Origin of the sequence: Amycolatopsis sp. NPDC047767, assembly GCF_040704195.1 — a bacterium.
Taxonomy (GTDB): domain Bacteria; phylum Actinomycetota; class Actinomycetes; order Mycobacteriales; family Pseudonocardiaceae; genus Amycolatopsis.
The window spans coordinates 38398-59789 of record NZ_JBEYSJ010000001.1; the positions used below are offsets into that span (position 1 = coordinate 38398).

Sequence of the window (21392 nt, forward strand, 5' to 3'; positions counted from 1 at the left end):
CGGCGGGAACTCCTCTTGCGGGCGCTCGATCTCCTGGTCAGCCGACCCTGCATTCGCACCAGACGGCTCATGCTCTGCGCTCGGAACTTGCTGCTCCGGCGGCGCGCTCTGTGACATCGGCTGACCGACCGCTGCGGCCGGCTCCGGCTCAGTCGTGGAGGGCACCGGTGTTGAGTCGGCCTGCGCATCCGCCGGTTGCTCGGATGCTTCGGCATGCGGAGTCGGCGCAAGCGGTTCAGCACTCTCGGCTCGACCCGCCGCAACAACAGAAGCCGCCTCATCCTGCTGCGGCACCTCAACCTGCGGCGAAGCCTCCTCAATCGCAGACTGCAGCCCGCTTTCGGTGGCCTCGTCCGCCCCCTGATCAGGCGACGCCTCGTTCGCCGGAGACGCCTGGGGCTGCTCTTCCACCAGCGACGATCGGTCCAGCGGCTGCGGCTCTGCCTGGTCGGCAGGGGTCCGTATCGAAGGCTCGGTCGCCAGTGGCGCCGGCGACTGCTCGCCCGCATGCGACGACCGGTCCAACAGCTGCCGCTCGGTGAGGGCGATTTGCGACTGCGGGGAAGGTTCCGTCCCCGGTGACGTCGGCTGATCAGTCGATGGCGGGTGTTCGGCCGAAGGTGCGGGTGGCGGTGTTGGCTCCGGCTGTTCGGTCTGTCGCGGCGGTTGGTCAGCATTCAGCTGCGGCGAAGAGCCCGCCGGGGCTTGTGCTGGCTCGGGAATCTGTGCTACGGGTTCGCCGAGGTCCGGTGTGCCGGCGTTGGGGGCCTCGGAGGGTTCCGGCAACCCGGCCGCGGAGGTCGGCTCGAGTGAGGGAGCACTGCTGGCCGGGTTTGGTTCTGGCGCCGGTGGCGCGGTCGCCGGCGCATCGGCCGGGATCGCAGCCTTCGCTGGAGGCTCGGCAGGAGCCGGCCGAGTGTCTGGGGTCGGCGTCGGGGCTTCCGCGGTGGGCGCCGGGGCGGGCGCGGGCGTCGTTGCCGGAGGCGCCGAAGGAACGGCGCCGGTAGGCGAGTCGGCGAGGTTGGGCGTTGAAGTCCGGGCAGGCTCGGGCTCCGTCGACGGGGATAGCGTCTGCGCAGGCTCGGGCTCCGCAGGCGGAGCCAGCGTCTGGACGGGCTCGGGCTCCGCAGGAGGAGGCGGCTGAAGGGGCTCGGGGTGCGTGACCGGTTCCGTGGCGTGCGGGGTTTCGGGTGGGAGCAGGCCGGGTTCGGGCGTCTGGGTGATCGGCGGCTGGAGGGCCGGAGGGGCCGGAGGTGGCTGGGGAGCCGAGGTCCACTGCGGTTGGGTGGAGACCGGGATTTGAGCAGGCACGACAGGCACCGGCGCCGAGGGTGTCTGAGCAGTCTCGGGTGCCGCGGTTGGGGCTGGGGGTCCTGCAGCGAAGTTCGGACCGCCGCCGATGGCCGGAGAGCCCGTGTCGAAGGTCGCTGTGGTCGGGTCGACGGCGCCGGTCGCGAAGGTTGAACCGCCAGGGTGAACTGCGGCGGAGTGTTGCCAGCCGGCTGGTTCGGGCGACGGTGCGGTGTGAGGAGTCGGGTTGAAACCGAGGTGCGATGGTCCGGGGGTTGGCGTCTGGAAGACAGGGTCGGCCGGGACTGGGCCAGGGTTTGAAGTAGCAGGAGCCGAAGCAGCGCCAGGGCCCGCGCCGACAGGGCCCTGAGTGCCTTGCGCCGGGCCGGGAGCGGCAGGGTTCGGACCACCAGGAGCCCGAGCGCCAGGATCGCCAGAGCCCGAGCCGTGGCTCTGGCTCTGGCTCTGGTTCTGGCTCTGGTTCTGGCCAGGGTTTGAAGCAGGAATCGGAGCGCCAGGCCCAGTGGCGCCGAACCCCGGAGCCCCCGGAACACCAGCACCAGGACCAGAAACCCCCGGAACCTCACCCTCACCTGGGTGCGGCACCGTCCGCCACACCGGGGCCGGGCCGATGTTCATGGGTGCGGGCGCGCGCAGAGGCTGGGAGGGGGCGGGAGCGGCAGGGCGCGCCGTGGGCTTGGGAATCGGGTCCAGGCATGACACCAGGACGGTCGTGTTCAGGGGGTCGTCGACCTTGCGGCCGCTGCGTTCGCGGTAGATCATCTCGCCTTCGGTGTCGATTTCGACGAGGTAGCCGGCCTCGGCCAGTTGTTCCTCGTCGAGGTCGACGAGCTTTTCGTAGCGCGACGGGACGACGCGGTAGATCGGCCAGGCGAGCTGGGCGTGTTCGGCGTGGAACTGGGCCAGCAGGGCCGCCATCTGTTGTTGCCAGGGCAGCGACATGCCCTCGGCCAAGGACCGCGGCAGCACGACGTACCCGGGGTCGACGCCGGGCCAGCCGTGGGCCAGGTGGTCGGCCAGGGGGGTGCTCGACGCGGGGTGCGCGGCCTGCCGCGGGGGCTGGGGCGCACCGAACAACGTCGCCGGGTCCTGGGGTTCGCCCTGGCCGGGCTTGCCTCGTTTGCCGAATTTCCGTGCCACGTGTGTCATCCTCTGCCAGCGCGCGGCCGCGTGCTCGTGGACAGGCCGCGACTTCGGGTGAATCCGCGGCGCCGGTCCAGCGCCTTAGCGGTCACCCCGGTCCGTGTCAAGAGCCGGTGACTCCCGAACTCCATGCTAGACGCCGGGGCGCACCGCCTGCGGTACCACTTCGGCCTCGTCGAAGGAGAAGGGGCGCACGTGCACGGGGACGCCCGTCTGCTGGGCCTCGACGATCTTGCCGTCGCCCAGGTACATGGCCACGTGGTGGATGGTGGACGGATCTGCCGGATCGGTCGCGAGGAAGATCAGGTCACCGGGCTGCGCCTCACGCACCGGGAGCATCGCGCCGGCCTTGTACTGGTCCTGGGAGACGCGCGGCAGGATCACGCCGGCCGACTCGTAGGCGCGCAGCATGAGGCCGGAGCAGTCGTAGGCGTCGGGACCGGTCGCGCCCCACACGTAGGGCTTGCCCTGCTCCCCCAGCGCGAACTTGATGGCCTGCGCCGCCGCCTGGCTGGGCGGGAGCGCGGCGCCGAGGCCCTGGCCGCAGCCGGACGCGTCGACGACCTGGCCCAGGTTCTCGATCAGGACGGAAGCCATGGCTTCCCACTTGTGGTAGCGGTCGGGGAAACCCGACCGCTCCACGGCCTGCGCGGCGTCGCCCGGGCGTTTGTTCTGCCAGTCGGGCACGGCGAGGAGCACGTCGTAGAACTTGTTGATCGCGTAGTTCGGGTCGGTGACCTGCGCGACGCTGCCCCAGTTCATCGACGGGCGCATCTGGAAGATGCCAAGCGAGTCGCGGTCGCCGTAGTTCAGGTTGTGCAGGTGTGATTCCGTCATGCCGGCCTGGATCGCCACCTGCCAGGCGCGCGGGGCGAGGCTGCGCTGCTTGCCGATGGAGATGATGAGCGAGACGATGCCGCGCTGCTCGTTGTCGAGGTTCTGCGCCTGCGCCGCCCCGGTCTCCGGCTGGCCGGGCTGCGTGGGGCCGATCGCGGCGTCGCACGAGGTGTTGAGGATGCCGCCCGCGGCGGCTTCCTGCTGGTCCACCACGACTTTCGTCACGGTGCTCGCGGTGAGCACCGTCGCGAAGACAGCAGCGACCAGCACCGCGACGAGGATCGCGATCTTCACCGTGTCAGCTCGCCTGGTCGTAGTCCGAAACCCGCCACCCCGCGCCGGTGTTGACCACGGTGATGGACAGCTTCGGACCGTCAGTGGGGACGAGGACTACGACGGAGCTGGTGTAGGAGGACTGGACCGTCGCGTCGCCGGTCACGCGCGTGGCCGGGATGTTCGCGGGGTCCACAGTGGACATCTGGGGCAGGAACTCGTCGGTGGTCAGGGTGCGCATGCCGTTGAGCCAGTCGGCGTTGGTGATGCCCGCCGGGTGGTTGACCCACGCCGTGGCCCACTGCTTGGCGACGTTGATGGCCTCGGGGTTCGGCGCCGCCGACGTCGGGGTCAGCAGCGGGCTCGACAGCCGCGTCGGGAGCGTCGCGGTGGTCGGCACGGGTGCCGCGAGGCCCGGCGGCGGCGACGTGGTCGTGGCGACCGAAGTGCTGCCCGGCGCGCCCGGCGTCGCGGTGGCCGGCTTGCCCATCACCTTCGGCAGCACGATGCCGAGCGCGGTGACCACGATCGCCAGGAACACGAGCGTGCCCACGAGGTGCCGGGGCGAGCGGAGCGGGTAGCCCCACAGGCGGCGGTAGACCGCGGTCCGGCCGCGGTTGGTGCGGATCGGCACGCGTCACCGCCCCATGAGCTGGTCGGTGTCGCGGACCTCGATGCCACGGGAAGGCCGGTACAGCACGAAAACGGGCTTGCCCGCGACCACTTCCGGGTCGACCCGGCGCGGCTGCGCGCGGATGCCCGGCGGTGTGTGGACACCTGCCTGCTCCGGAATCGACTCCGGCGACGCGTAGCCCCGATCCGACGAGCTCATCCGCGACGGGACGACCACGGGTTCCTGCTCGTCGCTCCAGCGCCGGTCGGCCACCGGCGACGTGTCGACGCGCCGGCTCTCCTGCGTCGGCACGCGACGGCCGCCGACCGCGTAGTCGCCCGGCTCGCCCGTGACCGGGTTGTACTGCGAGAACACCGGCGCTCCTCCGCCGCCCGAGGTCAGCGCGGCGCGCTCGCCGGCCGAGCCGACGGCGCCGGGCCACGGCGCACCCGACCACGCGGCGGCCGGCCGCGCGGAGCGGGAACCGTTGTCGAGCCGCTGCGCGCTGGCGAAGACCGCGGCCTCCGGCCGGTAGCGCCCGCCGCCGACGGTCGCACCCATCGGGCCGCGCGCTTCGCCGTCGACCACGTCGTCGGTCTCGCGCACGTTCTGCCAGAACTCGTCCTGCGGCGTCGGCCCGGCCTTCTTGCGGAAGCGGGAGAAAATGCCGCCGTTGGGCGAAGGCACGGCCGCGCCCACCACGTTGACGGACATCTCGACCATCTGCCACAGCCGCCGCACGGGCCGTCCGACGAGGAACAGCAGCACCGTGATCAGGCCGGCGAGCACCATCTGTGTGAGCAGGTTGAGCGAGTTGCCCGCGTCGAAGATCGCCTGCAGCAGCAGCGCGTGCACCCCCGCGAGCACCGACAGCACCACCAGGTTGAACGCGATCCCGCCGGCGACCTTCAGCACGCGGCGCAGGATGTCCGGGTGCAGCAGCGCGACGAGACCGATCAGCGGCGCGGTGAGCGTGAAGAGGCGGATCAGGACCTGCGCGAGGAGCACGGAAGCTTTGGCCAGCAACTGGAACAGCGAGTAGACGATGCTCTGGCCGAGCGCCAGGAACCCGGCCCCGGTGCGGCCGCCGGACTCGCCGGTGAAGTAGCCGGTGGCGGGGCCGAGCTTGCCGGAGATGTCTTTGAAGGCGGCCTTTTTGGCGTCGACGACGTTTTGCTTGCCGTCGTCGCCGTTCACGAGCTGGTCGCGGGTGAACGCCTGCGCGTCGAGCAGCGGTTTGCCGAACTGGTCGGCCTGCGGCGCGGTCGGCGAACCGAACTCCCCGCGCAGCCAGTTGTCGTAGACGATCTGCGTGTGCAGGTTCGTCGGCAGGATGTCGCGCACGATCCGGTCGGAGCTCTCGTCGACGAAGCCCGCCTGGATGTTCGTGGTGGTCTGGACGATCGCTTTGTCGATCGGGTCGAAGTACCGCAGCATCGCCAGCGACGACGCCGCCAGCCACACCCCCGCGAGCGCGTACAGGGCCCGTTTGCTCACGGCCGCGAGGTCACCCCGCCAGATCTGGCGGAACAACAGGATCGACAGGATCAGCGCGACGAGCCCGAACAGCTGCGCGTAGATGTTGTTGTAGACCTTCTCCGCGCCCGATTTCACCGCGTTGTAGATCGGGTTCAGCAGCCCTCCCTCGAGCACGGTGTAGTGCAGCGAGTTGGTGGCGCCGACGATGTTCTTGCCGATGTTGAACAGCTGGTTGCCCGCCCACGTGTCGATCGTGGAGCTGGGCGAGGCGATGGCCGACAGCGCCGTGCAGTTGGTCTGGTAGGTGTTCCAGACCATGCCGGCGTAGCTGTAGTCGATGTACGCGCTGCCCGGCTCGCCGTGGCCTTCCGGCGGGTCGATCGCACCGACCATGCCGGAGCCCGGCCGCTCGGGGTTCGGCGACTCACCACAGGCCGCGGCGTTGGCCGACGGCGCCATGAGCACCGTCTGCAGGCCGAGGATCGTGATGACAGCGAGCATCGCGGCCCGCCGGCTCGGCTGCCGGCGCCCGCCCGGCTTGGGGCCCTCCTTGATGCGCCGCTTCAGGGCATGCCAGCCGGCGGCGAACGACAGGACGAACGCCAGCGTCCAGACTGTGTTCACGCGGCATCCCTGCCGGTACCACCCTTGCCGCCGGCCCGGGCGTGCCGGTCCGGGGAGTGTCCGTTGGCAGGTTGTCCGTTTCCGTTGTGCACCGCACCCTCCACCTCGCCGGTCTCGGACGCGAGCGGGTCCGGCGAGCCGAGGAGCTGCTCGTCGGTCAGGCCGACTTCGAGCTCGGCCTGGAGCTCGAAGTCTTGTTCCAGCTCGTCGTCCTCCGGTGGGGTGGGGACGTACGGGGCGGGCGCTTCCTCGTGGGGTAGCACGAGGGCGGCGCCCGGCTTGGTGTGTGCGTCGGGGGAACCCGGGGTGGTGTCCATGACCGAGCGCAGCTGGTCGAGGTGGGGGCCGGAGAAGTCGACGCGGATGCGTTCCACGCCGCCGGCGCCGTCGCCGAAGATGAACTGGCGGGGTTCCACGTCGCGTTCCGTGCCGCGTTGGGCGCCGGGGCGGCGGCCGAGGGCGGCGACGACCTGTTCGTAGCCCACGCCGACCGGGACCTTCAGCAGGCGCAACGCATCCGCCTGGGCGTCGTCGTCGTCGAGGCGGCCGACGAAGACCGAGTCCAGCAACGCCACGAAGCCCTGGATCTTCAGGAAGTCGGCCGGGATCTGCGACGACAGCAGCACGCGGACGTTCCACTTTCGCGAGTCACGCGCGAAGCGGTTCATCAGCACGCGGCCGGTCGGGACCTCGGACAGGAAGAACGCCTCGTCGATCCAGACGCCCTTGCGCTGTTCCTTCGGCTTCTCGTACACCGACCGCTGCGTGAGCCACGCCGCGAGGTTCAGCATCTCGACGCCGAGCGACTCCGCGTCGGTCCAGTACTCGCGCGGCACGCCGTCCTTGGGCAGGGTCAGGCCCGCCATGGTCAGCACGGTCATGCGGTCGTCGCGCGTCTCGGAGTACGGGTCGGCGTCGCGTTCGGGGATGAGCAGCGCCATGCGTTCGCGCATCTCGTCGAGGAAGTCGGCGACGACGACGGCGTGCTCGTGGTGCTCGCTCGAGTCGCGGCGCAGCGCGTCGATGACCTGGCCCGGGTCGGCGTCGAAGCGACCGCCGACGGCACGGACGGCACGCAGCAGCACGATCCGCGTCTGCGCCATGCGCGACACCTCGTACGGCAGCACACCCGACAGCACGTCCAGGACCAGCCGCCGCCGGGTCGCGCCGGCGAGCGCCTTTTCGCGGCGCCACGAGCGCTCTGGGTCGTCCTCGTCCATGAAGTGCTCGATGAGCGGGTCGGCCACCACGCGGTACGGGTTGAGGATGCCGGGCTGCGCGTTGAGCAGGTTGATCGGCCGCGCGTACGGCCGCAGCTCCGGCAGGTCGCACAGCCGAGCCAGTGGGCCCGACGGGTCGAGGATCGTCCAGTGCGCCCCGGCGCGCAGCGTCTTGTAGACGATGCCGCCGCCGAGGAACGACTTGCCGCCACCGAGGCCGGCCACCATCGCGGTGAGGCCCGAGCCGTCGCGGATCTCCTGCGCCATCCACGGGTCCCACGCCACCGGACGACGGGTCGCGGTCACGGTCTCGCCGAGCAGGATGCCGCGCCGGTCGCCGACCTCCGCGGTGGCCGTGGGCACGGCCGACGCCGTCCACACCACCGAGCCGCGGCGCATGTACGCCGCCGACGCCAGCGGCTCACCCGGGATGAACTCCCGCGCCATCGCGTACTGGGCCTCGGGGTGCTCGATCGCGACCTTCGGCTTGTACAGGTCGAGCAGCTGCTGGGCCAGGCGCAGCGCGTCACGCTCCGTCGGACCGGACACGGCCAGGCGCCACCACGAGCGCACCCGCGTGGCCAGCGCGGTGAAGCCCGACGTCATCTCGTCGTCGATCTCCAGCACACGCCCGGCCTGGCGCGCAAGCGATTGCGGCGGCTCCAGCTCGTGCTCGTCGGTGTAATGCTTGACCTGCGAACGCACCTTGTTCATCTGGCGCTGCAGCTCACCCGCGACCTCTTCGGGCCGGCGCACGTAGATGCGCGCGGACACCTCGACGGCGGCAGGCAGGCGGTCGGCGTGCTGGATCCACGGGTCGTCGACCTCGGGGATCTGCAGGCCGTGCATCTGGCCGACGGTGAGCACGGCGAGGTGCCGCGACACGCCCGCGTTGGACCCCGTGCGGCCACGGACGGTGACCGTGGGCGCGTACGGGTCGGCGTGGAAGTCGGCCGCGTCGGTGAAGCTGGCGAGGTCCTCGGGCTCCCAGGCGGCGCCCGGCACGGCCGGCATGTTGCGCGGCGCGGGCAGGCCCAGCGAGCACGAGCGGTGCATCAGCCAGGACATCTCCTCGGCGTGCACCGGGCGGCCTTCCAGCCCGGCGGTGCCGATGACCTGGTCGAGGTGCTCGACCTCGGAGTCGAGCGCCACCAGCTCGGCGTCGACGGCCTCGGGCAGGATCTTGCGCAGCACGGGGGCCGCGCGTTCGACGGCGCGGTCGACCATGCGCCGGGTCTGCACCTGGACGCCGAGGTAGACCTCTTTTTCCGCCATCGAACGGCCCATCAGCTGCTGCTGCTCGCCGATGAGGTAGTCGTCGAAGGAAAGCGCGCCCGGCACGTCCTGCGGCCGGCCGACGGCGTTGTGCACGTGGGCCTCGGCCCACATGCGGATCGGGTACGGCCGGTTGGTCACGCGCAGGTGCAGCCAGCGGCCCTGCAGCTCGGCGTACTGGCCCGCGATGGCTGCGATCAGGTCGCGGCGCTGCGAGTCGGAGCGGAACGACCACCGTTGCGGCGCGAGCCGGTACCAGGCGTACACCTCGTGCCCGGTGCGCAGCAGGTGCCCGTCGATGCTGCGCGCCGCGATCGACGGCGTGTACGCGGGTATGGCCTGCTCACCGGGCAGCCTCTTGCCCGCCGAGGAGTTGTTCCTCGGCGAGGGTTGCCGGACCTGCTGCGGGGTTTCCCAGGCGCCCGTGGGCACGCTTCGATCCCGCTTTCCTCGGCTTCCGCCGCGACCGAACAACGACTACCTCCCGGCCCGAGCCGCAGGGCGGCTCCGGCGCGCTCGTGGTGCTCCCTGTGCTCCGGCCGTAACTCCGGCGCCCTGGCCGTAGCCGTGGTGCCGGTACTGCCGCCTCCTCTTGTGCTTCGGCAGCGGGCGCTCGGCCCGCACGCGGATGCGGCTGGCGCTGACGGCGCCGCCCGTGCCCGCGGCCTTCTCACGCGGTGTGTTGAGCTCTCGGCCGGCCATCGCGATCACCGCGCCCAGCGGGCGCTCGTGGCTGATCTTGGCGGTGATCAACCGGGTGATCACGATCGTGGCCACGAAAGCCCACGCCGTGGAGAAGAACCCGAAGCTCCAGCCGGCCCACCGTTCGACGGTGAGCACGACCAGGAAGACCGGTATGCCGATGAGCCACGCTACGTAGCGGGCCCTCCAGGGAAAAGTCGCCTTCGGCGGGCCGAGCCAGACGGCGTCGACCCGATAGACCTCGTCATCCGTCCTGATGCGCACGCCTGCTCCGCCTCAGCCCGTGAACAGGCCGGCGATCCACTGGCCCACGTTGACGCCGGCGCCGCTGACCGCGAGTCCGATGATGGCGAGCGCGATGACGACACCGGCGAGCCTGCGCATGACACCGGCGTTGTCACCCTTGCCGCCACCGAGCCAGAGCAGCAGGAGCGCGACGGCGAGCAACACCAGGGGGACGATGTTGTCGAGCAACCAGTTTCGGACGTTTCCGGTGCCGAGTTCGCCGGCAGCCAGCGTCTCGAGGGTGGTCATGGTCATCATCGCGTTACTCCCGGTGCGCGGACGGTCCCGCGCGGTTCTGGCTTCGGCGAAGCTTCGAACAACATCATGGCGTCACAAGGGGTAGTGGTCAAAGCGCGCTGTGTAATGTCGACTTGTGGACACGGGCGGAGGCAGGGGTCGTCTGGTCAGAATTCCTCGCCCTCCATCATGGTGGCAAGGGTGCTTGGGATTAACCCCGGCCACCCGGATTTCGCAGTGGACCCACGAACTCACCCTGCTGGGAGTATTTTGCTCACTCTCGGTGCTTCCCAAGTGGTCGGGATCCGGCCGCAACCAGTGTGGCATGCCCCATTCGGCCTCCCCGAGCGAGCCCGCAGTGTCACCGCCGCCCTGCCCCAGGGTCGCCGGGAGCAGTGAGGCGCTCGTCACGATACGCGCAAGCCGGGCCAGGATTTTCACTACATAGCGTGATGCCGGACATCGGGCACGAGAGGTGCCTTATCGGGAAGACGTCACCGCTCGGGGAAACGCCCCGGCCTTGACGACGGCGCGGCTCAGCGGCCGGCACAGCTCGGCGAGGCGGGCGGATTTTTCCCCACCCAGGTGCCGCCACGGGCCTTCGGAGGCCGCGTTCGTGGCGGCCTCGACGCGCTCGCGGAGGTCGGCGCCCTGGTCCGTGAGGTCGCCGTCGGCCCCGATGACACCCTGGTTCGCCAGGCGGGCGACCTCGGCGTCCCACTGCTCGTCGCTCCAGCCGCGCGTGCTCTTGGCCATCTCGGGCGTGAAGCCGGCGCCGCTCGCGACGTGGGTGACGAGGGCGGCCAGGCCGTCGAGGCCGTGGAGCATGAGGGCGGCGACGTGGGCGTCGCCGCGGTGCTCGCGCAGGAGCGTGAGGGCGTGCCAGAGGACGAGGTGGGGCTTCTCGGGCCAGGCGAGGCTCGCGTGGCCGGCGTAAAGGGCCCGGCCTTCGGGGCCGCAGCCGCCCGTGGCTTCCCGCGCGAGCTCGGCGGCTTCGGCGGTGGTTTCAGCGTGGACCTCGTCGCCGAGGAGCCTGGTGAGCGCGGCGTCGACGGCACTGAAGCGGGCCTCGATGATCCGTTCGGGCTCGGCGAGGGTCCACGCGCGCGGGATGTGGCGTTCGACGATCTCGGGGTTGAAGTTGTAGAACGTCGCGGCCACCACGCCGGCTTCCACGGCTCCCATCGGCGCCGAACGGCTGGCGAAGTACGTCATGCGCCCGGGCCGCAACCCCGCGGCGGTGAGGTGCTCCTCGGCTTCGGGGACGAAGTAGATCAGGGAGTGGAGGGTGTCGAAGGTGCCCTTGAACTTCTTCGCCGCTTCGGCTGCTTCGCCCATGGGCGGGATGCTACCGGGCGGTAGGTTTTTTGTCTGCGGGGATGCCGGTGGGTTTTCGGCTGGTTGCGGGGAAGAAGGCGCCCCGGACAGGGCGGACGAGTTGGCGTGTAAGCCGGATCCTGTGCCCGACGCGGCCTCTCGGCCGGTCGGGCGACGGTCATCCATCTCGGCCTGCCGTTGCCGGCAGGCTCCAGCGGCCTACCCGCAGGCATCGGACGGGCCGTCCTCAAACGCCTGCGCAGGAGCGGCAGCTCCCTCTTGGCCTTGCTCCGGGTGGGGTTTACCGAGCCACCCCGGTCACCCGGGGTGCTGGTGGTCTCTTACACCACCGTTTCACCCTTACCCCCGTCCGAGGACGGAGGCGGTCTGTTTTCTGTGGCACTGTCCCGCGGGTCGCCCCGGGTTGCCGTTAGCAACCACCCTGCCCTGCGGAGTCCGGACTTTCCTCGGACCGGGTCACCCCGATTCGCGACCGTCCAGCCAACTCGTCCGCCTGGGAATCGTACCCGCGCACCACCGGACGGGCGCGCGGCGGGGCGAGCAGTTCGACGACGCCGAGCGTCACGATCACCGCCAGCGCCACGAGCTCCACGACGTTGATCAGGTTCACGAGCCACCAGCTCCCTTCACAAAGGGGAGTACGGGTCCCGTCCGAGACCGGTTCAAGTCGATCAGCGCAAGGTCCTTTGTGGATGATCTCAAGCCGTGGACGTGCGTTGACGCTGCTCAGGGCCGCTGTTTCACTCGCGACATGTCCGCACCAGACCTGCACGAGCCCCTGAAATTCGCCTACTGGGTCCCGAACGTGAGCGGCGGCCTGGTCACCAGCGACATCGAGCAGCGCACCGACTGGGGGTACGAGTACAACAAGCAGCTCGCCGTCCTGGCCGAGAACAACGGCTTCGAGTACGCGCTCACCCAAGTCCGCTACACCGCCAGCTACGGCGCCGCCTACCAGCATGAATCCACCGGCTTCAGCCTCGCGCTGCTGCTGGCCACGCGGCGGCTGAAGGTGATCGCCGCGATCCACCCCGGGCTGTGGCACCCCGGTGTGCTCGCGAAGTTCGTCGCGAGCGCCGACGTGATCTCCGGCGGGCGTGCGGCCATCAACGTCGTCAGCGGCTGGTTCAAGGACGAGTTCACCAAACTGGGCGAACCGTGGCTCGAACACGACGAGCGCTACCGCCGCACGGAGGAGTTCATCACCGCCGTGCGCGAGCTCTGGACGAACGACCACGCCGAGTTCGGCGGCGACTTCTACCGCATCCACGACTTCGACATCAAGCCCAAGCCCGAGGTCTCCCCCGGACGGCCGCACCCGGAGATCTTCCAGGGCGGCAACTCCACGGCCGCGCGCAAGGTCGCCGGCCGCGTGTCCGACTGGTACTTCAGCAACGGCAAGGACTACGACGGCTTCACCGAACAGGTCGAAGACGTCCGCGCCATCGCCGACGGCCGCACTGTCCGCTTCGGACTCAACGGCTTCGTCATCGCGCGCGAAACGGCTTCCGAAGCCGAAGCCGTGCTGCGCGAGATCATCGAGAAGGCGAACCGGCCGGCCGTCGAAGGATTCCGTTCCGCCGTCGCACAGGCCGGGAAGTCCACGTCGGACAACAAGGGCATGTGGGCCGACTCCGAGTTCAAGGACCTCGTGCAGTACAACGACGGTTTCCGCACCCAGCTCATCGGCACGCCGGAACACATCGCGGACCGCGCCATCGAATACAAGAAACGCGGCGCGAACCTGCTGCTGCTCGGTTTCCTGCACTACCTGGAAGACGTGGAGCACTTCGGGAAGAACGTGCTGCCCGTGATCCGCGAGAAGGAAGCCGAACTCGCGAAGGGCAAGGGCATTCCCGAACCAGCGGTTCTCTGAGGCACCGGCGAGGGGGACGGCCGCACGCTCGATTAGCGTTCTCGCGTGCCCGAACCCCTCGCCGCGGTCGTGTCCCTCGTGCTCCTGGCTGTGACGCTGGGGTTCGCGATGGTGCGCCCCCGTGGGCTGCCCGAGGCGGTGGCCGCGGTGCCCATCGCGGGGGTGGTGCTGGCGATCGGGCTCACGACGCCGCAGGCCGCGTGGCAGCGGGTCGTCGAGATCCTGCCGACGATGGGGTTCCTGGCCGCGATCCTGCTCGTCAGCCACCTGGCCGCGATCGACGGCGTGTTCACCTGGCTGGGCAGCCGGCTGGCCGAGGTGTGCCGGGGCAAGCCCAAGCGGCTGCTCGTGTTCACCTTCGTCGCGGCGGCGGGTGTGACGGCGGCACTGAGCCTCGACGCCACCGTCGTCCTGCTCACGCCTGTCGTGCTGGCGACGGCGGAGGGGCTCAGGCTCGAGTCGAAACCCCACGTCTACGCGTGCGCCCACCTGGCGAACTCGGCCTCGACGCTGCTGCCCGTCTCCAACCTGACGAACCTGCTCGCGTTCGCGGCGTCCGGGCTCACGTTCGCCGGGTTCACGGCGCTGATGGCGCTGCCCTGGCTGGTCACGATCCTCATCGAGCTGGCCGTGTTCGCGCGGTTCTTCAAACGCGACCTGGCCGGCCCCCGCAGCACCGAAAAGCCGCAGCACCGGGAGCCGCCGGTGTTCGCGCTCGTCGTGCTCGGCGTGATGCTCTTGGGCTTCGGGGTGGGCCAGCTCGTGCACGTCGAGCCGGTGTGGGTCGCGGCGCTGGCAGCGCTCGTGCTCAGCTCCCGGGCGCTGGCCGAGCGCAAGATCAAGCCGTGGCAGGTGGTGACGGAAGCGTCGCCGCTGCTGGTGCTGTTCGTGCTCGGCCTGGCCATCACGGTGGAAGCCGTCGACGAGCACGGGCTCGGCGGCGCCCTCAAGGCCTTCCTGCCGACGACGGCGGCACTCCCCGACCTGCTCCTCACCACCGCGATCGCGGCCGTGCTGGCGAACGTCCTCAACAATCTGCCGGCGACGCTCATCCTGCTGTCGGTGCTCGGCGACCACCCGAACACGGGTGTGCTGCTGGCCGTGCTGATCGGCGTGAACGTCGGCCCGAACGCGACCTACCTCGGTTCCCTGGCGACGCTCCTGTGGCGGCGCGTGCTGGCCCGCCACGGCCACACGCCGAGCGCGCGCGAGTTCACGGCACTGGGCGCGCTGACCACCCCCGTCTCCCTCGCGGCGGCGACCACGGCGTTGTGGCTGGTGCTGCCGTGACGGATCGGGACGGACCCGGCTACGAACGCGGCGGGATGGTCTGCCCCGGCTCCAGCGTCGGGCCGCAGTCGTCGAGGCCGTTGCCGAAGCGGTAGGCCTCGACGTCCATCATCGTGGTCGCCGCGTAGTGCTGGACAGCCTGGAGTTTGGCCGGATCCTTGACCGCGTCCTTGCGGACCCAGTCGCCGTTGCGGAGGCCGGGGCCGGGGTAGATGAAGATCGGGTAGTAGTCGCGGTCGATGCGGGGGTCGAGGGAGATGCCGTTGCCGCCGGCCCAGGGGCCCCACGAGTGGATGAAGGTGGGCTTGACCGTGTCGAACACGTAGTCGCGCAGGCCCGCCATGTTCTCGTCGTGCGTGAGGTCCGCGATGGGGGCGTTGACGAGGCCGGCCATGTCCACGAGCTGCAGCCGGCTGGTCATCGACGAGCCGCCGAGGTCCGGCAGCAGCAGCGACGCCTGCTGCAGGCCCAGCATGTCGGCGTAGGTGTTGAAGCCACGGCCGAAGCGGTCGGCGATCAGGCACGCCGGCACGGTGGGGCTCTTGATGAACTCGTCGGACTGCTGCACGAACCCGACCATTGACGGGATCGCCGCGGCCACCACGACCACCGACGCGACCGCGCGCCAGCGCACCTTCACCGTGCGCAGCAGCTCGCCGAAGGACAACGTGCCCGCGAGCACGCCCAGCACCCACACCGGCGTCGCGAACCGGAACTGCGCCATCCAGTCGGGCATCAGCACACCGAAGGCGATCACGCCGAGCGCGAACGGCGTGATCAACGCGGCCAGCGGACGCCGCCACGGCGCCTTGCGCAGCGCCCAGATCACCACGATCGCGAGCACGACCACGGCGGCGACACCGGCGTAGAGGATCAGGGTTCCGGGCCGCACCAACGACATCAGGTCGGGCAGGCCCTGTTTCTTCGCCACCGACGGGTTCGCGAGGAACCGGCCGCCGAACTCGCTGTGGCGCCAAGCCACATACGCGCCGAACGGGACCGCGAAGGCCACAATGGACAGAACGGCGTAGCGGACGCTGACCCAGAAACCCTCGCGCCGCACGCCGTACAGCAGGACGAGCGGGAACGCGGCGGCGTAGATCAGGCCTTCGGGACGCGTCAGCGCGGCGAACGCCACGATCACGCCCGCGCCCACCGCGACCTTCCACGAAAGTGTGCGTTCCTTGCGGACCGCGGTGAACAGCAGCACCGCGAGACCGAGCACCGCGAACGCGAACAGCGAGTTCTCGAGCCCCGAGACCACCCAGATCACGAACGACGGGATCGTCGCCAGCGTGAGGCCCACGGCCAGCGTGGCCGCCCACGCGTGGCGCGGGAAGATCTGCCGCGCCACGACGTGGCACAGCGTGAGGATGCCGGCGGTGAACAGCAGGCCGAGCGCCTTCGGGAACAGCACGTAGTCGGGGATGCCGAACAGCAGGCCGTGGTCGAACAGGCCCACGAGCTTCCCGCCCGCGAGCAGGACCATCCACGTCGGGTCGGAGAAGCCCTCGACGGGCGGCGCACCCGGCTGCAGAACCGGGCCGAGGCCGTCGGCGAGGCTGCGCGAGTAGGAGAACGTGATGGCCGCGTCGTCCACGATCCAGTGGCCGTAGCGCGTGGCGTGCCAGGCGACCGCGGCGACACCGGCCAGTACCGCCAGCACGGAGGCGATCCAGCCGTGGCGCAGGCCGACGGCGGTCACGGGCGCGTCCTCGCCGGGGAGGTCGCGTTCGGATGCTTCGGTGAGTGCGCTAGCGGTCATTACCTCGTCACTGTTTCTACTCGCAGAGCTTGCCGAGAAACGCACGAGCCTGCGCCCCCCTGATGAGGATCCCGGGTGGAACCCGCGCCGCGGCGCCGCGGTCGACACAGCACTCTAGCCAATACCGGATCGGCACCCGCTCACGCGTCGTCCCTGCGCGTGATCCGCCCCACAATTTACCAATCCGACCAGAAGCAGGCGGGCACCCAACCGGACGGTATCCCGTCCGGCGACCGTACCCGCCGTGGCTGAAGCCGGATCGGTAAACGATCAGCAGAGCCCCGGTCAGGAGAGGTGTGAAATGTCGTTGGCCAGATGCACAGAGGAGTTGCCATCCGGGTAGAACTCCACGATCGAGAGCGACGCCAGGTCCAGGTGCAGGCGGAACAGCAGGCTCGGACCCGCGTCGAGACCGATCCGCAACAGTGTCTTGATGGGCGTGACGTGGCTGACGACGATGATCGTCTTCCCCTCGTACTGCTCGATGAGGTCGCGGCGGGCCTGGTCGACGCGCTCGTGGACCGCGTCGAAGCTCTCGCCCCCGGGCGGCGCGCACGACGAGTCGCGCAGCCAGCAGCCGTGCAGCTCGGGGTCGCGGTCGGCGGCCTCCTTGAAAGTCAGGCCCTCCCACTGGCCGAAGTCGGTCTCGATGAGGCCCGGGTGCGTGACGAAGCGGGTACCCAGCGCGTCGGCCACGGCCTGCGCGGTCTGCTTCGTCCTGGTCAGGGGTGACGAGACGATGGGGGCGGCCTCGCCGTCTTCGGAGACGAGCTCGGGCCACGCGCCGAGCCGCTTCGCCGCCGCGGCCGCCTGGCCGCGCCCGCGCTCGGTGAGCGGCACGTCGCCGCGGCCGGAGTAGCGGCGGTCGACCGACATCTCGGTCTGGCCGTGGCGCAGGAGCAGCAGCCGGGTGGGTGTGCCGCGCGCACCGGTCCAGCCGGCTTTGGCGCCGCGGTCGGCCTCACCGGTGCCGGAGGTGGTCTTGACCTGCGGTTTGTCCTGAGCCGGCGCCGGGGTGGTGGCCTTGCCGGTGCCGCTGTCCATCGCGACGTTGGCGAGGTGGTCGGCGTGGGAGTTCTCTGCGCGGGGGATCCACATGTAGGTGACACGATCGAACCCGTCCGCGAGTTCACGCGCCCGCGCGGCGAGCGGCTGCAGCGCGGCGTGCTTGATCTTCCAGCGGCCGGACATCTGCTCCACGACCAGCTTGGAGTCCATCCGCACGTCCACAATGGACGCGCCGGTCTCCGCCGCCGCGGTCAGCGCCGCGATGAGCCCGGAGTACTCGGCGACGTTGTTGGTCACCACGCCGAGGTACTCGTGGCGCTCGGCCAGCACCTCGCCGGTGGCGGCGTCCTTCACGACCGCGCCGTAGCCGGCCGGGCCCGGGTTGCCCCGGGACCCCCCGTCCGCCTCGACGACAACCCGGTCGGTCACAGGCCCGACTCCATCGTGCGGACCAGGATCGCCCCGCAGTTCTCGCACTGGACGATGGTGTCCTCGGGCGTCGCCTTGATCTCGGCGATGGTGTTGCGGTCGAGCTCGAGCTGGCAGGCGCCACAGCGACGGGCGCGCAGCAGCGCCGCGCCGATGCCCTTGTGGTCCAGCACGCGCTCGTACAGCTTGAGCACCGGCTCCGGGAAGCGCGGCAGCAGCTTCGCGCGGTCCTCGTCGCGGCGGGCGCGCGTGGTGTCGAGGTTCTTGAACTCCTCGTCGCGGCGCTCGATCGCGGCCGCGACGCCCGCCTCGGCCTTGTCGACCTCGGCGCCGGTGCGCTGGGCGTCGAGCTCCAGGGCCTCGCGCTGTTCCATGAGCTCCAGCAGGTCGTCTTCGAGCGCGCTCTGGCGGCGGCCGAGCGTCTGCAGCTCGTGCTCGATGTCGGTCATCTGCTTGGCGTTGACCGAGCCCGACTCCAGCAGCTTGCGGTCGCGGTCCTCACGGGCCCGCACCGACTCGACCTCTTTCTCCTGCCGGGCGATCTCGCGGTCGAGGTCCGACGCGGCGGTCTGCACGGACACGAGCGCGTCACGCTTCTCGCGCACGGCCTTCTCGCCCGCGTCGATCTCGGCGAGCTCGGGCAGGGTGCGCCGGCGGTGCGCGGTGCGCGAAAGCTCGGCGTCCACCTTCGCGAGTTCGAGCAGCTGGCGCTGGACGGCGGGGTCGGCCTTCACGGTGCTCCTTGTGGAATTGGGGGGGGACTTGCGTTAGTCAGCTGGCGGGGGTCGCGCGGACGGTCCACGGGTCGGTGCACCTCGTGGAGACGTGACTGTCGACGTTACCCGCAAAGGCCGCGTCGACAAGGGCCGAGGCCTGCCCGCACCAGGGCCATTCGCTGGCCCAGTGCGTGAGCCCGACCAGCGCGGGCCCCGAGGCGGCGAGGTGCTCGCCGGCGGGGTGGTGGCGCAGGTCCGCCGTCACGTACGCGTCGACCCCCTCGGCCGTGGCGCGCGCGAGGTAGGAGTCGCCCGCACCGCCGGACACCGCGACGGTGCGGATCGGCCGGTCCGGGTCCCCTGCGCCCAGCACGCCCGGCACCGTGGCCGGCAACGCCTCGGCGACCCGCTGCACGAACACCGCGAACGGCTCGGCCTCCGCCAGGTGCCCGATCCGCCCGATGCCCGTGCGGCCACCGGGCTCCTGCGGGTCGAGCGGCCGGTCGACGGTGAGGCCGATGGCGTTCGCGAGCGCGTCGGACACGCCGGGGTCGGCCGAGTCGGCGTTGGTGTGCGCGCAGTAGAGCGCGCGGCCGCCGCGGATCAGCCGGTGCACGAGGCCGCCCTTGACCGTGTCGGCGGGCACGCCGTGCACCCCGCGCAGCAGCAGCGGGTGGTGCGCCACGATCAGCTGCGCACCCAGGTCCTCGGCCTCGGTCACCGTCTCCTCGACGGGGTCGACGCAGAACAGCACCCGCGTGACCTCCTCCGCCGGGTCCCCGCACACGAGCCCGACGGCGTCCCACTTCTCGGCGAGGCGCGGCGGGTAGTGGCGTTCGAGGACGTCGAGGATCTCGGCTAGGGCAGGCACAAGGGGATCTTCCCACGACGGTTGCGGCAGACTCGGGACCCGTGACTTCAGTGGTGTTCGTCTGTTCAGGCAATATCTGCCGCTCCCCGATGGCGGAGCTGGTGTTCCGGGCGAAGCTCGCCGAGGCGGGGCTGGCGGACGCCGTGCGGGTGTCCAGCGCCGGGACCGGGCCGTGGCACGCCGGAGAGCCCGCGGACCGGCGGGCGCAGGCGACGCTGCGCGCGCACGGTTACCCGACGCAGCACGTCGCGTCGGAGGTGAACGACGAAGACCTCGAGGCCGACCTGCTGCTGGCGGCGGACGAGGGGCACCTCGACTTCCTGCGCGGACGCGTCGAGGATCCGGCGAAGGTGCGGCTGCTGCGCGAGTTCGACCCGTCGGCGAAGGTCGGCGCAGAGGTACCGGACCCGTACTACGGCGGTGACGAGGGTTTCGAGGACGTGCTCGCGATGATCGAGCGCGCGATGCCCGGCCTGATCGAGTGGGTCCGCGCGCACGGTTAGGACCGGTTTGTCCCGCACGAAATCACAGGTGGGAGAGGTCGCCGCGCGGTCCGTGGGGACGACGGCCTACCGTGGAGGGGTGCGGTTGCGGTTTCTGCTCCGGCCCGGCTGGCTGGCACTGACGGTGGTGGTGTTCACCTTCGCCGTCTGCTGCTACACCCTTCTCGCGCCCTGGCAGTTCCGGCGCGACGCCGAGCAGGAGGCCCAGAACAACGCGCTCACCGCGTCGTTCACGGCCCAGCCGGCGCCCGTCGCGCAGCTGCTGCCCGCCGGCTCGACGCCCGGCCAGCAGACGGAGTGGCACCTCGTGTCGATCACGGGCACGTACCTGCCGTCGGCGGAGGTCGTCGCGCGGTTGCGGACCGTGCAGGGTGAGGCCGCGTTCGAGGTGCTCACGCCGTTGCGCGCGGCCGACGGGACCGTGTACCTCATCGACCGCGGTTACGTGCGGCTCGACGACCAGTCCGGGGTCCTCCCCTACGCCGCCGCGCCCGGGGGCCAGGTCACCGTGGTCGCGCGGGTGCGCAGCGACGAGGTGGACCCGAAGCACCGCGACGCGTTCTCCGACGCGTCGACGAAGGGGAAGCTGCAGAGCTACACCGTCGACTCGCAGGTGGTGGCGCGCTCGTCCGGCCTGAAGATCCGGCCCGGTTACTTCCAGCTCGACCAGAACCAGCCCGGTGTGCTCGGCGCGCTGCCGCTGCCGCAGCTGGACTCGGGGCCGTTCTTCTCCTACGCGTTGCAGTGGCTGGCGTTCGGCAGCATGGCGGTCCTGGGCTGGCTGTACTTCACGATCCGGGAGCTCAAGCCCGGCGGTGCGCTGACCACGGAGAAGCCGGAGCGCACGCGCCGCAAGTCCGTGGCGGAGATGCTGGCCGAGGACGAGGAAGAGTTCACTCCCTCGGCGTAGGCAAGTGGTCTCCTGCTCCAGCCCGGAACTGGCCCTTTCTCGGGGCCACTTCGCCGGGTGATACTCGGTGACATGCTGATCCACCCTTGGGACGCCGGAGACGACGCGGAATGGCGGCAGTGGCTCAAGGGCCACGACTTCGGTCAGCTCGTGGCCGGTGGCCGCGGCCGTGACCTCCCGGTGGTCGTCCCCACGCACTTCACTTTCGACGGCGAAGCCACCGTGTGGCTGCACCTCGCGCGGCCCAACCCGGTGTGGCCGCTGCTGGAGGAACACCCGCGCGCACTGCTGACGGTGATCGGCGAGTACACCTACATCCCGTCGGACTGGAACACCGCGGACGACCCGGCCGTGGGCGTACCGACGTCGTACTACGCGAGCGCGCAGCTCGCCTGCGACGTGCGGATCGTCGACGACCCGGCCGAGAAGGCGGAGGTGCTCAACCGGCAGCTCGGGCACTTCGAGCCGGGCAGCGGCCGGACCCCGGTGTCGTCGGTCGACGCGCCGGACCGGCGGCTGCTGCCGGGGATCCGCGGGATCGAGCTGACCGTGACGTCCGTGCAGGCGAAGTTCAAGTACGGCGGCAACAAGACGCCGGCCGACCGGGAGCGGATCTCGGGGAACCTGGCGGCTCGGGGCGGGCCGTTGGACGCGGCCGCGCTGGAGCACCTTCAGCGGCGCAGCTGA

The 21392-nt window shown here is 70.6% G+C and carries 16 protein-coding genes, 1 other RNA gene and 1 pseudogene; 5 read left to right on the plus strand and 13 right to left on the minus strand.

The window, feature by feature from the left end; translation table 11 throughout:
• Positions 1–1893 precede the first annotated feature (1893 nt).
• From AB0878_RS00155 to rnpB, 9 genes and pseudogenes are all read right to left on the minus strand, one after another.
• Positions 1894–2451 (minus strand): annotated as a pseudogene (locus tag AB0878_RS00155) (hypothetical protein); the annotation flags it as partial.
• 135 nt (positions 2452–2586) lie between these two features.
• Entirely contained in the window at positions 2587–3585 is a 999-nt protein-coding gene (locus AB0878_RS00160; protein WP_366575043.1) for a C40 family peptidase, read from the minus strand.
• 4 nt (positions 3586–3589) lie between these two features.
• Positions 3590–4198: a hypothetical protein gene (locus AB0878_RS00165; RefSeq protein ID WP_366575045.1), complete on the minus strand. Its 609-nt coding sequence runs from the start codon at positions 4196–4198 to the stop codon at positions 3590–3592.
• A 3-nt stretch (positions 4199–4201) separates the two neighbouring features.
• Entirely contained in the window at positions 4202–6280 is a 2079-nt protein-coding gene (locus AB0878_RS00170) for a magnesium transporter (RefSeq protein WP_366575047.1), read from the minus strand.
• Positions 6277–9249, minus strand: coding sequence for an ATP-binding protein (locus tag AB0878_RS00175; RefSeq protein ID WP_366575049.1), 2973 nt, complete (start codon positions 9247–9249; stop codon positions 6277–6279). Before AB0878_RS00175 ends, AB0878_RS00170 begins: the two co-directional genes overlap by 4 nt.
• 3 nt (positions 9250–9252) lie before the next feature.
• Entirely contained in the window at positions 9253–9741 is a 489-nt protein-coding gene (locus tag AB0878_RS00180; RefSeq protein ID WP_366575051.1) for a hypothetical protein, read from the minus strand.
• A gap of 12 nt (positions 9742–9753) precedes the next feature.
• Complete coding sequence (locus AB0878_RS00185) at positions 9754–10020, minus strand: hypothetical protein (protein ID WP_285970229.1); 267 nt, start codon at positions 10018–10020, stop codon at positions 9754–9756.
• 459 nt (positions 10021–10479) lie between these two features.
• Entirely contained in the window at positions 10480–11337 is an 858-nt protein-coding gene (locus AB0878_RS00190) for a hypothetical protein (protein ID WP_366575053.1), read from the minus strand.
• A gap of 92 nt (positions 11338–11429) precedes the next feature.
• Positions 11430–11825: RNase P RNA component class A (gene rnpB, locus AB0878_RS00195), an RNA gene on the minus strand.
• Positions 11826–12088: 263 nt separating this feature from the next.
• Here rnpB and sfnG point away from each other — a divergent pair.
• Positions 12089–13213: a dimethylsulfone monooxygenase SfnG gene (gene sfnG / locus AB0878_RS00200; RefSeq protein ID WP_366575055.1), complete on the plus strand. Its 1125-nt coding sequence runs from the start codon at positions 12089–12091 to the stop codon at positions 13211–13213.
• 108 nt (positions 13214–13321) lie between these two features.
• Positions 13322–14503 (plus strand): SLC13 family permease, encoded by a 1182-nt coding sequence (locus AB0878_RS00205; RefSeq protein ID WP_366575917.1) that lies wholly within the window; start codon positions 13322–13324, stop codon positions 14501–14503.
• 19 nt (positions 14504–14522) lie between these two features.
• Here the strand turns inward: AB0878_RS00205 and AB0878_RS00210 are convergent, their stop codons facing one another.
• From AB0878_RS00210 to AB0878_RS00225, 4 genes are all read right to left on the minus strand, one after another.
• Complete coding sequence (locus tag AB0878_RS00210; RefSeq protein ID WP_366575057.1) at positions 14523–16268, minus strand: hypothetical protein; 1746 nt, start codon at positions 16266–16268, stop codon at positions 14523–14525.
• Between the two features lie 285 nt (positions 16269–16553).
• Positions 16554–17705, minus strand: coding sequence for a bifunctional RNase H/acid phosphatase (locus tag AB0878_RS00215; RefSeq protein ID WP_366575059.1), 1152 nt, complete (start codon positions 17703–17705; stop codon positions 16554–16556).
• Complete coding sequence (locus AB0878_RS00220) at positions 17702–18439, minus strand: C4-type zinc ribbon domain-containing protein (protein ID WP_366575061.1); 738 nt, start codon at positions 18437–18439, stop codon at positions 17702–17704. The genes AB0878_RS00215 and AB0878_RS00220 overlap by 4 nt, the downstream gene beginning before the upstream one ends.
• Before the next feature lie 37 nt (positions 18440–18476).
• Positions 18477–19292, minus strand: coding sequence for a Nif3-like dinuclear metal center hexameric protein (locus AB0878_RS00225; protein WP_366575062.1), 816 nt, complete (start codon positions 19290–19292; stop codon positions 18477–18479).
• Positions 19293–19333: 41 nt separating this feature from the next.
• Between AB0878_RS00225 and AB0878_RS00230 the strand changes: the two genes are divergently transcribed.
• The 3 genes from AB0878_RS00230 (at position 19334) to AB0878_RS00240 (ending at position 21392) form a co-directional block, all read left to right on the plus strand.
• Positions 19334–19795 (plus strand): low molecular weight protein-tyrosine-phosphatase, encoded by a 462-nt coding sequence (locus AB0878_RS00230; protein WP_366575064.1) that lies wholly within the window; start codon positions 19334–19336, stop codon positions 19793–19795.
• Positions 19796–19874: 79 nt separating this feature from the next.
• Positions 19875–20705, plus strand: coding sequence for an SURF1 family cytochrome oxidase biogenesis protein (locus tag AB0878_RS00235; RefSeq protein WP_366575066.1), 831 nt, complete (start codon positions 19875–19877; stop codon positions 20703–20705).
• A 72-nt stretch (positions 20706–20777) separates the two neighbouring features.
• Entirely contained in the window at positions 20778–21392 is a 615-nt protein-coding gene (locus AB0878_RS00240; RefSeq protein WP_366575068.1) for an FMN-binding negative transcriptional regulator, read from the plus strand.

What these genes read in the sequence shown, in the direction of transcription:
- AB0878_RS00185 (WP_285970229.1), bottom strand. Translation starts at nt 10,020, where the DNA reads ATGATGACCATGACCACCCTCGAGACGCTGGCTGCCGGCGAACTCGGC.
- AB0878_RS00190 (WP_366575053.1), bottom strand. Translation starts at nt 11,337, where the DNA reads ATGGGCGAAGCAGCCGAAGCGGCGAAGAAGTTCAAGGGCACCTTCGAC.
- AB0878_RS00205 (WP_366575917.1), top strand. Translation starts at nt 13,322, where the DNA reads ATGGTGCGCCCCCGTGGGCTGCCCGAGGCGGTGGCCGCGGTGCCCATC.
- AB0878_RS00240 (WP_366575068.1), top strand. Translation starts at nt 20,778, where the DNA reads ATGCTGATCCACCCTTGGGACGCCGGAGACGACGCGGAATGGCGGCAG.
- AB0878_RS00210 (WP_366575057.1), bottom strand. Translation starts at nt 16,268, where the DNA reads ATGACCGCTAGCGCACTCACCGAAGCATCCGAACGCGACCTCCCCGGC.
- sfnG (WP_366575055.1), top strand. Translation starts at nt 12,089, where the DNA reads ATGTCCGCACCAGACCTGCACGAGCCCCTGAAATTCGCCTACTGGGTC.